The organism is Apilactobacillus nanyangensis, from assembly GCF_016861915.1.
Classification (GTDB): domain Bacteria; phylum Bacillota; class Bacilli; order Lactobacillales; family Lactobacillaceae; genus Apilactobacillus; species Apilactobacillus nanyangensis.
Genome location: NZ_BOLX01000004.1, coordinates 71,675 through 86,987 on the forward strand (window position 1 = coordinate 71,675; position 15,313 = coordinate 86,987).

A 15,313-nucleotide genomic window follows, 5' to 3' on the forward strand; every position below is an offset into this window, starting at 1 on the left:
TCTCTCATAATATTTTCAAATAAAAAATACCAATTAAAAACATGGTATGTCAGTCTAATAATGCGGCAAACTCTCTCTAATTTACCTATTTGCATTATATCACTAAAACCAACGTTTTTAATTGGTATTTATTAATCTTTACTAATTTTTAGGCAAGATAATATTCAACAAAATTCCTAATATAACAGACACAGCTAGGCCGTTTAATGGCAATGTTCCAATCTTAATCATAAATCCACCAACTCCAATGACCAAGATGGTTGAAACAATCATTAAGTTACGTTTATTAGCTAAGTCAATTTTGTTTTCAATCATAATTTTAATCCCACTTGATGCAATTGTTCCAAATAATAGGAAACTAATTCCACCAATTACTGGTAAAGGCATTTGCATAATTAACACGTTTAACTTGTTCACAAATGAGAACAAAATGGCAAATATAGCGGCACCAATCAATACATAGACACTGTGAATCTTAGTAATTGCCATAACTCCAATATTTTCACCATAACTAGTTACGGCTGGTCCACCCACTAATCCGGCAAACATTGAAGCTAAACCATCACCTGTTAATGTTCTGTTTAAACCAGGATCCTTAAAGTAATTTCTGCCAGTTAATTCGTCTAATACCATCAAGTGACCTAAGTGTTCTGTAATTGTAACGAATGCAATTGGAGCAATTGCTATGATTGCACCCCATTCAAATTTCACATTGTATGAAACGAATGGAATTTCAAATTTTGGCATTGCAAACCATGGTGCATTTGCAATTGTACCTAGGTTAACTAATCCCATCGCAATTGATAAAACATATCCACAAACAATGGCTAGTAGAATTGGCATAAAGCCTAAAAATCCCTTTAGGTACATATTAAAGAAAATTGCTAATAATAATGTTACCAATGCTACGAACACGTACTTGTAGTCGTAATTTCCGTTGTTTAACATAGCATCATTGGCAGCACTAGATGCTAGTGATAATCCGATTACGATTACAACTGGACCAACTACGACTGCTGGAAGCAATTTATCAATCCATTCAGAACCAATCATGGCAATAATAAGCGCTACAATTAAGTAAATTACACCAACCGCAATTACTCCTTGAGCAATTCCAGGATAACCAGTTACTTGCATCAAGTACTTCATAGGTACGATGAAAGCGAAACTAGATCCCATGTATGCTGGAATCTTCTTTTGTGTTACTAGAATGTGAATTAAAGTCCCCACTCCTGAAGTAAACAAAGCGATGCTTGGGCTCAATCCAACCAATAGCGGTACGATTACTGTACTCCCAAACATTGAAAACATGTGTTGTAGTGATAAACCGACCCAAAGCCAGAATCCTGGTTTATCGTTAACATCTAAAATGGTGTCTGAATTTTTATTCATAACCAATCCCCCTAAATGATTTCAGAGCTTTAATCTAGCAAAAAAGGTCCATTCATCCATAGACGAATAGACCTTCACAAATTTTTATTAAATTCGCAAATCTTATCAGCCTCACGGGACTAAATTAAAGACTCTATATTTTTAATATATCATACTGATAATTTCTTATGAAGTCAATTACTTTTTATCGCTTTCTTCTTCATCAGTTTGTAGAACAGCCATGAATGCGGCTTGTGGAATTTCCACCTTACCAACGGCCTTCATACGTTTCTTACCAGCTTTTTGCTTTTCAAGAAGCTTCATTCTTCTGGTTCTGTCACCACCGTATAGGTGAGCAGTAACATCCTTACGGTATGCCTTGATATTAGTTCTAGCAATTACCTTAGCACCAATTGCGGCTTGGACAGGAATTTCGAAGTTTTGACGTGGAATAATCTTCTTAAGTTTTTCAACAATTACTCGAGCACGACTAGCTGAGAATTGACGGTGAGAGATGAAGCTCAATGCATCGACCTTTTCACCGTTCAATAGGATATCAATCTTAACCAAATCAGAAGGCTTGTAGTCCCCTAATTCGTAATCAAGTGACGCATATCCTCTGGTGGTTGACTTCAACTTATCGAAGAAGTCGAAGATGATTTCAGACAATGGAATTGAGTACATGATGTTAACACGGTAATCATCGATATATTCCATTGTTTCGAATTGACCACGACGTGATTGGCAAAGTTCCATCACGGCACCAACATAATCATTAGGCACCATTACAGTTGCTTTTACGTATGGTTCTTCAACTGCTTTGATTTCAGAAGCATCAGGCATTTCAGATGGGTTTTCCACGTCTTTTCTTTGACCATCGGTAGTAAAGACATGATAAGTAACGGATGGTGCAGTGGTAATTAGATCTAGATTGAATTCTCTTTCTAAACGTTCTTGCACAACATCCATGTGTAGCATTCCTAAGAATCCACATCTAAAACCAAATCCAAGTGCTTGAGATGATTCTGGTTCGAATTCCAAGGCAGCATCGTTTAGCTTAAGCTTTTCAAGTGATTCTCTTAGATCACCAAACTTAGCGTTGTCGGTTGGGTATAAACCAGAATAAACCATTGGTTCCATCTCACGATAACCTGGTAATGGTTCATCGGCTGGGTTATCAGCATTAGTAACAGTATCCCCAACACGAGTTTGGTTGATATCCTTAATACTTGCGGTGATGTATCCAACGTCACCTGCCATTAGGTATTCTCTTTGAACAGGATGTGGTGAGTTAACACCAACTTCGGTAACTTCGTATTCACTACCACTGTTCATTAAGCGAATCTTATCTCCTGGTTTGACAACACCATCGCGTAAACGAACACTCAAAACAACTCCACGATAATCATCGTAAACAGAGTCAAAGACAAGTGCCTTTAGTGGTGCATCCAAATCACCTTGAGGAGCAGGTACTTCTTCTACGATTCTTTCCAATAAATCTTCAATTCCGATTCCCTTTTTAGCACTAGCTAAAACGGCGTTTTCGGCATCGATACCAATAATATCTTCAACCTCTTTTTTAACCATGTCTGGTTGTGCAGAAGGTAAATCAATCTTATTAATTACAGGAACAATTTCCAAATCATCATCGATTGCCAAGTAAACATTGGCTAAAGTTTGTGCTTCAACACCTTGAGCGGCATCGACAACTAAAACGGCACCTTCACAGGCTGCCAAACTTCTTGATACTTCATATGAGAAATCGACATGTCCCGGTGTATCGATAAGATGAAATTCATAGTCATGACCATCCTTAGAATGGTACTTTAGCTCCACTGCATTCAACTTAATTGTGATTCCACGTTCTCTTTCTAGTTCCATGTCATCCAATAATTGGTTTTGCATATCTCTTTTTGCGACAGTATCTGTCATTTCTAAGATTCGATCGGCTAAAGTAGATTTACCATGATCAATATGAGCAACAATCGAAAAGTTACGAATGTATTTTTGATGTTCCTTCATTTTTGCTATGTCCATGTTTATTCCTACTTTCAACGTAATGTATTAATACAATTATAACAACCAAAAAGACAATGCACAAACTAAATCATGCTATCAAAATTCTTTTAGGTAACAAAAAAGAGTCGCATAAGCGACCCTTAATTTATTTCTTGCCGTTCATTGCATCTTTCATTTTTTCGAAGAATCCACCATTTTTGTATTCTTCTTCACCAGATGCTTCAGCAAAAGCTTTTAGAGCTTGTTTTTGTTGTTTGTTTAAACTCTTAGGAGTGACAATCTTAACAGTAACTAGTTCATCACCTTTTGAACTACTGTTAATCTTAGGCATTCCCTTACCTCTTAATCTGAAGGTAGTGTTTGATTGAGTTCCGGCTGGAACCTTCATTTCAACATCACCATACACGGTCTTAACCTTGATGGTGCTACCTAGAGTAGCTTGAGTAAATGAGATGTTTTGTGAGTAATGCAAATCAGAGCCGTCACGTTCAAAGTCACGACTTGGTTTTACTCTAAATACAATGAACAAGTCACCGTAAGGTCCACCGTTTTCACCGGCTTCACCTTGGCCTTGTAATCTCATTTGTTGTCCATCATCAACACCGGCAGGAATGTTTACTTCTACCTTGTGACTTTCGTGCATGTGACCTGAGCCACCACACTTAGGACACTTGTCCTTAATTTCTTTACCAGTTCCACCACAAGTAGGACATGGATGTTGAGTTTGCATTTGACCTAATGGTGTATTTTGAACTGATGTTACGTAACCACTACCGTTACATTGGTGACAAGTTTCTGGATTGGTTCCTGGCTTTGCACCTGAACCATCACAGGTATCACATTTAGCTTCACGATCATATCTGATAGTAGTCTTCTTACCGAAAACGGCATCTTCAAAATTGATTGTCATTTGGTATTGAAGATCACGACCCTTAACTGGAGCATTTGGATCTCTTTGAGCACCTCTTGCTCCACCACCAAAGAATTGGCTGAAAATGTCGTCGAAGCCGCCGCCACCGAAACCAGAGAAGCCTCCAGCTCCGCCACCGAAGCCTCCGGCACCTCCGCCGAATCCACCGGCAGGGCCATCAGCTGAACCAAATTGGTCGTAGTTACTACGTTTTTGTTCATCACTTAGTACTTCGTAAGCTTCGTTAATTTCCTTAAATTTCTTTTCAGCACCGGGTTCTTTGTTGATATCAGGATGATACTTCTTAGACATTTTACGGTAAGCGTGCTTAATGTCATCTTGACTGGCGTCTTTTGATATTCCCAGAATTGAATAGTAATCCTTATCTGCCATTTTTATCCCCCATAACCTTCATTTTGAAATAAAAGGCCAAAGCCCAACAAGTCAGACTTTGACCCTTTTTAAAGTAATCTAATTACTTATTGTTTTTGTCATCATCATGAACTTCATGGAAATCGCCGTCAACAGTGTTGTCGTCTTTACCCTTGTTGTCTGATGAATCGTTTGCGTTACCTTGTTGATCTGAACCTTGTTCTTGTTGTTGTTGGTATAACTTAACAGCAAGTGCTTGAACTTGTTGACTCAAATCATCCTTCTTAGCCTTCATTTCGTCTAAGTTGTTGTCTTCTTTAGCCTTCTTCAATGCATCTTCAGCTTCTTTAGCCTTCTTGATTTCATCTTCAGAAACCTTACCTTCAACATCCTTTAGAGTCTTGTCAGTTTGGAAGATTAATTGATCTACTTCGTTCTTCAAATCAACTTCTTCTTTACGCTTCTTATCTTGTTCTTCGTTCTTCTTAGCTTCATCCATCATACGGTTGATTTCATCATCTGATAGACCGTTTGAATCCTTAATGGTAATCTTTTGTTCCTTACCAGTACCTTTATCCTTAGCAGAAACGTTTACGATACCATTCTTATCGATATCAAACTTAACTTCGATTTGAGGAACACCACGAGGTGCAGCAGGAATGTCAGTTAATTGGAATTGACCTAAAGTCTTGTTGTCAGCTGCCATTGGACGTTCACCTTGTAGTACGTGAATATCTACGGCTGGTTGGTTATCAGCGGCAGTTGAGAATACTTGTGACTTAGAAGTTGGGATAGTTGTGTTTCTATCGATTAACTTAGTGAACACACCACCCATAGTTTCGATACCTAATGATAATGGAGTAACATCAAGTAATACAACGTCTTTAACATCACCAGTTAGAACACCACCTTGAACAGCGGCACCTAAAGCAACGGCTTCGTCAGGGTTGATTGAGTGGTTTGGTTCCTTACCAGTCCAGCTCTTAACAGCTTCTTGAACGGCTGGGATACGAGTTGAACCACCATTTAGGATAACTTCATCAATATCTGAAGTGCTTAGACCAGCATCCTTTAGGGCGTTGTCAAAAGCAACCTTAGTCTTGTCAACTAAGTCAGAAGTTAATTCGTTAAACTTAGCACGTGATAGTGTAGTTTGTAAGTGAAGTGGACCATTTTCACCTGATGAGATGAATGGAAGACTGATTTCAGTTTCAGAAACACCTGATAGATCCTTCTTAGCCTTTTCAGCAGCATCCTTTAGTCTTTGTAATGCCATCTTGTCTTGTGATAAGTCGATGCCATTTTCATTCTTAAATTGTTCTACTAGGTAGTCCATAACTCTCTTATCAAAGTCATCCCCACCTAAGTGAGTATCACCATTAGTTGATAGTACTTGGAATACACCGTCACCTAATTCAAGAACGGAAACATCAAAAGTACCACCACCAAGGTCATATACAAGGACTTTTTCGTCTTTGTCTTGCTTGTCTAGACCGTAAGCTAATGATGCAGCAGTTGGTTCGTTGATGATACGTTTTACATCTAAACCAGCAATCTTACCAGCATCCTTAGTTGCTTGTCTTTGTGAGTCATTGAAGTATGCAGGAACAGTGATAACGGCTTCGCTAACAGTGTCACCTAAGTAGTCTTCAGCGAATCCCTTGATGTATTGTAGGATCATTGCTGAGATTTGTTGTGGAGTGTACTTCTTACCATCAACATCTACAGTGTAACCTTCTTCACCCATGTGACTCTTAATTGAAGCGATGGTGTTTGGGTTAGTGATCATTTGACGCTTAGCAACTTCACCAACTTGTGGTTCGCCATCTTTAAATGCAACAACAGATGGAGTTGTACGTGAACCTTCTGGGTTAGTAATGATTTTTGGTTCTTTACCTTCAAGAACAGCAACAGCTGAGTTAGTAGTACCTAAATCGATACCGATAATTTTATTACTTGCCATAATTTATTATCTCCTTGATTATTTTTTATTGAGCAACTACAACCATGCATGGTCGAATAACACGATCAGCTAGTTTGTAGCCTTTTTGTAAAATTTCTACAACAGTATCTGCTGGATGATCATCATCTGCAGGAACTGTTTGAACCGCTTGACACTCGCTTGGGTCAAATGGTTTGTTTAAGACATCAATTTCTTCAATGCCATTTTCAGATAACGCTTTGTTGAAATGCTTTAGAACAAGTTCAACACCTTGTTTTAATTGCTTTCCACTATCATCTGAAACCTCAACACCCAAAGCACGTTCCAAGTTATCCATTGCAGGTAAGATACTAGTTGCTAGTTTTTGACCATCATACTTGTAGATATCTGCACGTTCACGCTTGAATCGTGTTTGCATGTTTTGCATTTCTGCTTCAGCACGAAGATACTTGTCAGAGAAATCTTCAACTTGTTGTTGAAGTTCTTCAACTTGCTTTTCTAATGAATCCTTTTTATCTTTCTTAGCGTCCTTCTTTTTGTCGGCGCCTTTGTCCTTAGCAGCTTCTTTTTTTGAAGTTGCTTTTTCTAGGTCTTTTTCATCATCCTTCTTGCTAGCCAAATGAATGCCTCCTTTTACTGATTATATTTATCATAATAATTTCTCAGTTTCTTTGATAATTCATTTCTAAATCCATCAACGATTCCAATTACTCTCGAATATGGCATCCTAGTAGGACCAAGAACGGCGATAACACCTTTCCCATATGGTCCAACATCATAGGAACCAGTAATAATACTGTAATCCTTTAATAGATCATTGCTTAATTCCGGTCCAATTTGAACGGAAATCGAATTATCAGAACTCTTGATGAACTTCGCAGCATCATCAGTATCATTTAACAATGAGTAAATTGGCTTTAGATAACTGATGTCATTATTATCAGTAAAACTCAATAGATTCAATTCACCACCGATATAAAACTGATTAGTAGAAGCTTGCATCAAAACATCATCAAGAGTTTGAACTAAGCTATCAGGGTTCTTCACGTACTTAAGAATTTCAGGTACGATTTCTGTCTTCAACTTAGTGATAACTTCGTCTAAAGGCTTCCCTGCTAACTTGTCATTTATCATTCTGACAACGGCATCTAACTTGTCACCGCCCAAGTCACCATCAATATGGAAAACTTGGTTAACAACTTCATCATTATCAGTAATTAGAATTGCCATCACTTTATGATTGCCAAGTGGAACTAAACGAAAGCTCCCCAAAATGGGAGTTGTTTCTTGTTCCGGCTTTAAAGTCAATGCAGTGTAATTTGTTAAGTTAGATAGAATGTCAGCTGATTGTTGAACGATTTCATCAATTTGTCTAAATCTCCCTGATAGTGAATTTTGAATAATCATCATATCACTGTTATCAATTGGATTTGGATTTAACAAGTTATCAACGTAGTAGCGATAACCTTCGATTGATGGAACACGTCCCGATGAAGAATGATTTTTGGTAATTAAACCAATTTCTTCTAGAAATGCCATTTCATTTCTTACGGTTGCTGAACTGACATGTATTGGTAATTGACTGGATAATGCCTTTGAACCAACAGGAACACCTGATTTTGTGTAATCATTGACGATGATTTTCAAAATCATTTTTTCTCTTTCAGTAAGCATACCCGATCACTCCTTATCGATTAGCACCTTTAGCAGTCTTCTGTATTAAGTGCTAACCACAATTATTAATTTACCAAAGCCATCTATATAAGTCAAGAAAAAGACTAGTTATTTTCGAAATATTGACGGGTAAAATCTTCGTCGGATTGAAGCTGCTTAATTAGTTTATCAATCCCTTCGAACTTCACTTCACCACGAATGCGGTATAGCCAATCTACCTTTAATACTTCTCCATATATATTGTCATTAAAGTCTAAAATATTAATTTCAACTGTAATTGGGTTCTTATCACCAAAGGTTACGTTTCTCCCAATTGAGGCCATCCCATGAAACTTCTTGTCACCAATAAAGACATCAACTACGTAGACACCGATAGTGGGTAGCCATTGTAATTCATCATGTTCGATGTTAGCAGTTGGATAACCTAATTCACGACCGCGAGCAAATCCGTGGACAACGGTTCCACCAGTTTGAAATGGTCTACCCATCAAATGGTTAACTGTTTGAATGTGTCCTTCATCTAAATTCTTTCTAATTCTAGTTGAACTGATTTTTTCCAAGTGGTAATCAGCTAAATCAACGGAAACCACATCAAATCGATTCTTCGCATAGTTTGGTAGTAAATCCATTGTCGCATCCTTGGCACCATAGGTATGATCTGTACCGGCTACCACGGTGTCAGCATTAAATCTAACAAGGTAGTTATCAACAAATTCTTGTGGTGTTTGGTTTTGAAAACTAAAACTGTAGTTAACAACGAACACTTTATTAACACCCAATGATTCAAACATTTCATTTTTACTTTCCGGCATGATGATGTTTCTTCTGTCATGAGGTGATAATTGCTTATAAACTACAGCAGGTTTATGGTCATAAGTTAATACTGCCAAAGGTAGGTTCTTTTGCATGGCAATATCGCGCGCTTTTTCCAATACCTTTTGATGGCCTAAGTGAATTCCATCGAAGTATCCCATCGCTAAAACTAGCTTTTCTGATTGATGAAAATCAGAACTCAATGGATGATGTAATTTGATTATTTCCATAATTTCATGCCTTTCGATTATTGATTGCTAAACATTTTTTCTGGTTTGTAAATTTGTTTGTTTTCGTCAAAGAAGTACAAAGCCTTAACTTCGTTGTTAAACGTTAACACACATTTATCGTCATTTATACCTAAAACACCTGAATCCAAGAAACCACCATTTTGGACAATTTTCCATTGGCTTTCATTTAGTTCGATGTGCTTAAAGTCTGTCAATGCGTAATCAATTGATTTGACGATATCATCGATAGTGCCATTTTCTACGGCTGATTTTACGTCGCTAATCTTAAAAGTATCTTCAATGGTAAAACCACCACTCTTAATTCTAGTCAAACTAGACATTACGGCTGGCATATCAATCTTTTTACCAAAGTCCACAGCAAGTGTTCTTACATATGTTCCCTTACCACAACCAACTTCAAAGAAGATAGTTTGTTGTTTTTTGTCTTCATCATAAACGCTGTCTTTAATTTGTTTGAAATAATGAATTTGAACGTGTCTTTCTGGACGTTCTACTTCTTCACCATTTCTTGCATATTCATAAAGTCTTTTTCCATTCACCTTCACAGCTGAATACATTGGTGGAATCTGAATTAAATCTTCAGAAACAAAACTGTTAAGTAGTTCATCAATTTCATCGTCTGTTAGTGGTTTTTCTAGTGGCTTAGTGCTAACTACTTCACCGTCTAAATCTTCGGTAGTGGTATCGAAACCTAAGGTAATGCTTCCCTGATATACCTTTCCTGATTTCATTAGATATTCAACTAGCTTAGTACCCTTACCAAGACAGATTGGTAAAACTCCTTGTACGTTTGGATCTAGTGTTCCACTGTGACCAATTCGTTTCATTTTTAAAATACCTCGTAATTGACTAACGCAGGCAAAACTGGTCATACCCTTTTCTTTATATAATGGGATAATTCCGTCCATATTACACGACTCCTCAAATCTTATTTATATCTTAAATTATATCATAGACGCCTTTTTTCACTAAATCAGAGCAAACAAAAAAGAACCCATAACATAAGTTACGGGTTCTTTTTTATTAACGATCTTCTCGTTTTAACTTGTTGATTAATTGATCAATCTTACTTCCATATTGAATTGATTCATCCAATTTAAATGTTAATTCAGGTGTACGGTAGATGCTCAAACGAGAACCTAATTCACCTCTGATTAATGATGTTGCCTTATCCAAACCTTTTTGGGTAGTTTCTTCATCATTATCGTTATCAGATAGAATGCTGTAGTAAATAGTAGCTTGTTGTAAGTCACCAGTTACATCAACACCTGTGATAGTTACACCTTGAACTCGTGGATCTCTCACACGCTTTAATAAGATGTCATTAACTTCTTTTTGAATTTCTTGTTCTAGTCTTCCAACTCTGTATTGAGCCATATCAATTCACTCCTTTACTTAGCAGGAACTTCTTTCATTTCGTAGGCTTCTACAACGTCACCTTCCTTGATGTCATTGTAGTTTTCAATAGTAAGTCCACATTCAAATCCTTGCTTAACTTCCTTAGCATCATCTTTGAAACGCTTCAAACTATTTAGTTCACCATTGTAGATAACAACGTTATCACGAATTAAACGAATCTTACTATCACGTTTAATTACACCATCGGTAACCATTCCACCTGCAATTGTACCAATCTTAGAAGCTTTGTAAAGTTGTCTTACTTCAACTTCACCAGTAACTTCTTCTTTGTACTTAGGTGCTAGCATACCCTTCATAGCTGATTCTACTTCATCAATAGCATCGTAGATAACTTGGTGTAGACGAATGTCAACGTTATCAGTTTCAGCTTGAGCCTTAGCTTGTGGAGTAGCACGAACGTTAAATCCAACGATGATAGCGTTACTTGCTTCAGCCAATGCAATATCACTTTCGTTAATTGCACCTACAGAACTGTGGACGATGTTAACCTTAACACCTTCAACATCAATCTTTTGTAGACTTGATGCAAGTGCTTCAACAGAACCTTGAACGTCAGCCTTAATAATTACGGCAACTTCCTTCATTTCTCCTTCTTTTAGAGATTCGAATAAGTTATCCAAAGTAACACTGTTGTTCTTCTTACGTTCTTCCATTTGAGCTTCTTTAGCTCTTTCTTCACCAGCTGCACGGGCAGTCTTTTCATCATCGAATACTACGAAACGGTCACCAGCTTCTGGAACATCGTTTAAACCAGTAATTTCGATAGGAGTTGATGGTTTAGCACCATCTAAGTCCTTACCCTTTTCGTTAGTCATAGTTCTAACACGACCGAATGTGTCACCAACTACGATTGGGTCACCGACATGCATAGTACCTTGTTGAACAAGTAATGTTGCAACTGGACCTCTACCACGATCTAGACGAGCTTCAATAACTGAACCGGCAGCATGTTGCTTAGGGTTAGCCTTTAATTCCATCACGTCTGATTGTAGAAGAATCATGTCTAGTAATTCATCAACGTTGGTACCCATCTTAGCTGATAGTTCAACAAAGATAGTGTCTCCACCCCAGTCTTCTGGGATTAATTCGTAACTTGCTAGTTGTTCGATAACATGGTTAGGGTTTGCACCTGGTTTATCAATCTTGTTAATTGCAACGATAATTGGAGTCTTAGCGGCCTTAGCATGGTCGATAGCTTCAATTGTTTGTGGCATAACACCATCATCTGCGGCAACAACTAGGATTGTGATATCAGTGATATCAGCACCACGAGCACGCATAGCAGTAAAGGCAGCATGTCCTGGAGTATCCAAGAATGTGATAACCTTACCGTTTCTTTCTAGTTGGTAGGCACCGATTGCTTGAGTAATTCCACCAGCTTCACCAGCAGTGATGTGTGAGTTTCTCAAGTAATCCAATAATGTTGTCTTACCATGGTCAACGTGTCCCATGATAGTAACAACTGGTGCACGGTCTTCTAGGTAGTCAGTGTTTTCTGCTTCTTCTTCGAAGATCTTATCGATGTCAGAAACATTTACTTCAACCTTTTCTTCAGCCTTAATACCGTAGTCAGCAGCTAGAAGTTCGATTGTATCCTTATCCAATGAAACGTTTTGGTTAACCATTACTCCTAATAGGAATAACTTCTTAACGATTTCAGCTGGTTCTCTATGGATAATCTTACCAATTTCTTGAGCGTTCATACCAACTGTGTATACCAATGTTTCTGGCAATGGACGTTCTTTTCTTTCTGGTGCTTTGTTGTTCTTGTGGTTTTGTCTGATACGTTGGTTCTTAGTGTACATACCAGCAAACTTGTTGTTACCACGGTTATTTTTCTTGTTGAATTTCTTCTTGTTCTTCTTACCACCCTTTTTGAAGTTTGAAGAACCATTGTTGTTTGGTTTGTTTGTGTTGTTACTGTTATTACTGTTGTTATTGTTCATAGATTGCTTTGCCTTATTGTTAGAATTTTTATTTAAAGTCTTGTGTGGCTTTTCGGCAGGTTTCTTAGAATTATTGTTAGCTGGTTTGGTTGCACTAACCGGCTTTTTCTTTGGAGCAAAGTGGTCTCTGATAGCCTTTTCTTCGTTAGCATCTAAACCAGACATATGATTTTTAACGTCATATCCCTTCTTCTTTGCTTCATCAATAATTGTCTTACTAGCTACATTTATCTCTTTAGATAACTCATAAATTCTTTTCTTACCCATACCATCACGTTCCTTTACAATTAATTTGTCATTTCTTTCAAACGTTTGGCAAATCCATTGTCTGCGATCCCAATAATGGTCCGCGGCATCCCAATTGCATCACTTATCTCTACTTTAGTAAACATTTGATTGGTAGGAATGTTATATGAATTTGCCTTATCTGTAAATTTCTTCAAGCTGGCTTTTCCAGAGTCAGTAGCGATAATCAGAAATTTAATTTTATTCTTCTTGATTGCGTTGAGCAATATGTCTTCACCAGTAGTTATCTTTCCGGCTCGCTTTGCTAAACCAATAAAGTTTAATATTTGTTCTTTATTTGTCATTTTTGAAAAGTTCTTTTCTGGCTTGTTTGTGGTCTACGTAAGCAATTAAATCATCGTAAAATTCATCACTTAAGTCAACTGAAAATACTTCGTTTAGTTTCTTTTCATCCTTGGCTTTTTGTGCAACTTTTACGTCAATTGAAACGTATGCCCCTCTACCTGATTTTTTTCCAGTTTCATCGATAGTAACGTTATTTTCTTTGTCCTTAACGATTCTAACTAAATCTTTCTTGGGAGCCATTTCACCAGTAACAATATCTTTTCTCATTGGAATTTTTCTTGTTCTCATTGAATTAACACTCCTTAAACTTGTTATTATTCGTTATCTATTGCGTCGTCACTATCTTCTTGGACGTCTTCAGTTAGGCCATCAGCTTCTGATTCAGATTTGATATCAATCTTGTAACCAGTTAACTTAGCAGCTAGACGTGCGTTTTGTCCACGCTTACCAATTGCTAATGATAGTTGGTAGTCTGGTACGATAACTGTACATGCACGTTCATTTTCTTCATCAAAGATAACATCAACTACTTCTGATGGGTTTAATGAATTAGCAATGAATTCGGCAGGATCTTCAGTCCATTGAACGATGTCCATGTTTTCGCCACCTAATTCGTTAACGATAGTTTGAACACGTTGACCTCTTGGTCCAACAGTTGTACCAACTGGGTCAATATCATCATTGTTAGATCTAACGGCTACCTTAGCACGGTCTCCGGCTTCTCTAGCGATTGATACGACTTCAACAGTTCCATCGTAAATTTCAGGAACTTCTTCTTCAAATAGTCGTTTTAATAAACCAGGAGCGGTACGACTAACGAAGATTTGAGGACCCTTAGTAGCGTCTTCAACACGGTTAACGTAAACCTTGATTCTGTCTTGTGGTCTGTATGTTTCATTTGGCATTTGGTCGTTCTTAGGCATAACTGCTTCAACCTTGCCTAAATCAACATATACAAAACGATCATCTTGGCGTTCAATTTCACCAGTGATTAGTTCGTCTTGGTACTTGCTGTACTTGTTGTAAACGATAGTTCTTTCAGCTTCTCTAACTCTTTGCATGATAACTTGCTTTGCAGTTTGAGCAGCAATTCTACCAAAGTTCTTAGGAGTAACTTCAAACTTAATTTCGTCACCTAATTCGTAACCACGGTTTAATTGTAATGCATCTGATAGACTGCATTCTAGTCTTGGGTCAACTACATCTTCAACAACAGTCTTAACAGCATAAACATGGATGTTACCCTTCTTGTCGTCAAAAGCAACTTCAACGTTTTGTGCTTGGTTGTAGTTTCTCTTGTATGCTGAAGTTAATGCAGCTTCTAAAGCATCGATAACAGTTTCTTTAGAAATCCCTTTGTCGTTTTCTAGGGCATCTAGTGCACCTAAAAGTTCTTTACTCATTTTTGATTGTCTCCCTTAGCTAAAATTTAATTGCTAATCTTGCTTTGGCAATTGATTTTCTTGGTATTGTTAGATCCTTAATTCGACCTTTTAAATTAACAGTCAAAACTAATTCATCTTCGCTTAATTCTTTTAAAGTCCCTTCGTAGACTTTTTCACCGTTAATTGGTGCATACAATGAAACATGAATGTATTCATTAACAGCTTTTTCATAATCTTCTGGTTTCTTTAGAGGTCTTTCAGCTCCTGGAGATGAGACTTCTAGAAAGTAAGCTTGTGGAATTGGATCCGGATCCATTGAATCTAATTTTTCACTTAGTTCGTCAGATACTAACGCACAGTCTTCAATATTGATACCGCCGTCCTTATCGACATAAACCCTTAAATACCAATTCTTGCTTTCTTTTACAAATTCGATGTCATATAAATAAAAGTCATGACTATCTAGAATTGGAGTTACTACTTCTTTTACCACTTCTGTAACTTCGCTCAATGATACGCCTCCTAAAAAAATCCAATAAAAAGAGCGAGCATTTCTGCTCACTCCTTTCTCTCAGATATAAATCATAATGTATCATACCATACTATCTGAGATTGTTCAA

Annotated in this window: 14 protein-coding genes; all 14 read right to left on the reverse strand. The window is 37.4% G+C overall.

Annotated features, from left to right (window positions below; translation table 11 throughout):
• Window positions 1–141: 141 nt before the first annotated feature.
• Window positions 142–1,392: a solute carrier family 23 protein gene (locus tag JUD45_RS01860; RefSeq protein ID WP_138727114.1), complete on the reverse strand. Its 1,251-nt coding sequence runs from the start codon at window positions 1,390–1,392 to the stop codon at window positions 142–144.
• A gap of 177 nt (window positions 1,393–1,569) precedes the next feature.
• A complete protein-coding gene (lepA, locus tag JUD45_RS01865; RefSeq protein ID WP_054605632.1) occupies window positions 1,570–3,408 on the reverse strand; it encodes a translation elongation factor 4 in 1,839 nt (612 codons plus the stop codon).
• Between the two features lie 127 nt (window positions 3,409–3,535).
• Window positions 3,536–4,693 (reverse strand): molecular chaperone DnaJ, encoded by a 1,158-nt coding sequence (dnaJ, locus tag JUD45_RS01870; RefSeq protein ID WP_203619542.1) that lies wholly within the window; start codon window positions 4,691–4,693, stop codon window positions 3,536–3,538.
• Window positions 4,694–4,775: 82 nt separating this feature from the next.
• Entirely contained in the window at window positions 4,776–6,635 is a 1,860-nt protein-coding gene (gene dnaK / locus JUD45_RS01875; RefSeq protein WP_034531659.1) for a molecular chaperone DnaK, read from the reverse strand.
• 25 nt (window positions 6,636–6,660) lie between these two features.
• Window positions 6,661–7,233, reverse strand: a complete 573-nt coding sequence (gene grpE, locus JUD45_RS01880) for a nucleotide exchange factor GrpE (RefSeq protein WP_171819660.1) — start codon at window positions 7,231–7,233, stop codon at window positions 6,661–6,663.
• Between the two features lie 14 nt (window positions 7,234–7,247).
• Window positions 7,248–8,288, reverse strand: coding sequence for a heat-inducible transcriptional repressor HrcA (gene hrcA, locus JUD45_RS01885; RefSeq protein ID WP_041152349.1), 1,041 nt, complete (start codon window positions 8,286–8,288; stop codon window positions 7,248–7,250).
• Between the two features lie 104 nt (window positions 8,289–8,392).
• Window positions 8,393–9,331 carry a riboflavin biosynthesis protein RibF gene (gene ribF / locus JUD45_RS01890; RefSeq protein WP_138727112.1) on the reverse strand — a complete coding sequence of 313 codons (939 nt, stop codon included), beginning with the start codon at window positions 9,329–9,331 and terminating at the stop codon, window positions 8,393–8,395.
• Between the two features lie 17 nt (window positions 9,332–9,348).
• Entirely contained in the window at window positions 9,349–10,260 is a 912-nt protein-coding gene (truB, locus tag JUD45_RS01895) for a tRNA pseudouridine(55) synthase TruB (protein ID WP_138727111.1), read from the reverse strand.
• Between the two features lie 115 nt (window positions 10,261–10,375).
• The gene (gene rbfA, locus JUD45_RS01900; protein WP_041152352.1) at window positions 10,376–10,729 is read right to left on the reverse strand and encodes a 30S ribosome-binding factor RbfA; all 354 of its coding nucleotides are present in this window, start codon (window positions 10,727–10,729) and stop codon (window positions 10,376–10,378) included.
• A 14-nt stretch (window positions 10,730–10,743) separates the two neighbouring features.
• On the reverse strand, window positions 10,744–12,984 hold the full coding sequence (infB, locus tag JUD45_RS01905; RefSeq protein WP_187155335.1) for a translation initiation factor IF-2: 2,241 nt from the start codon (window positions 12,982–12,984) through the stop codon (window positions 10,744–10,746).
• Between the two features lie 20 nt (window positions 12,985–13,004).
• Window positions 13,005–13,307, reverse strand: a complete 303-nt coding sequence (locus JUD45_RS01910; RefSeq protein ID WP_034531672.1) for a L7Ae/L30e/S12e/Gadd45 family ribosomal protein — start codon at window positions 13,305–13,307, stop codon at window positions 13,005–13,007.
• Window positions 13,297–13,596, reverse strand: coding sequence for an RNase P modulator RnpM (gene rnpM, locus JUD45_RS01915; protein WP_203619543.1), 300 nt, complete (start codon window positions 13,594–13,596; stop codon window positions 13,297–13,299). Before rnpM ends, JUD45_RS01910 begins: the two co-directional genes overlap by 11 nt.
• A gap of 26 nt (window positions 13,597–13,622) precedes the next feature.
• On the reverse strand, window positions 13,623–14,711 hold the full coding sequence (gene nusA, locus JUD45_RS01920; RefSeq protein ID WP_053792782.1) for a transcription termination factor NusA: 1,089 nt from the start codon (window positions 14,709–14,711) through the stop codon (window positions 13,623–13,625).
• 19 nt (window positions 14,712–14,730) lie between these two features.
• Window positions 14,731–15,204, reverse strand: coding sequence for a ribosome maturation factor RimP (rimP, locus tag JUD45_RS01925; protein ID WP_034531677.1), 474 nt, complete (start codon window positions 15,202–15,204; stop codon window positions 14,731–14,733).
• Window positions 15,205–15,313: the final 109 nt, after the last annotated feature.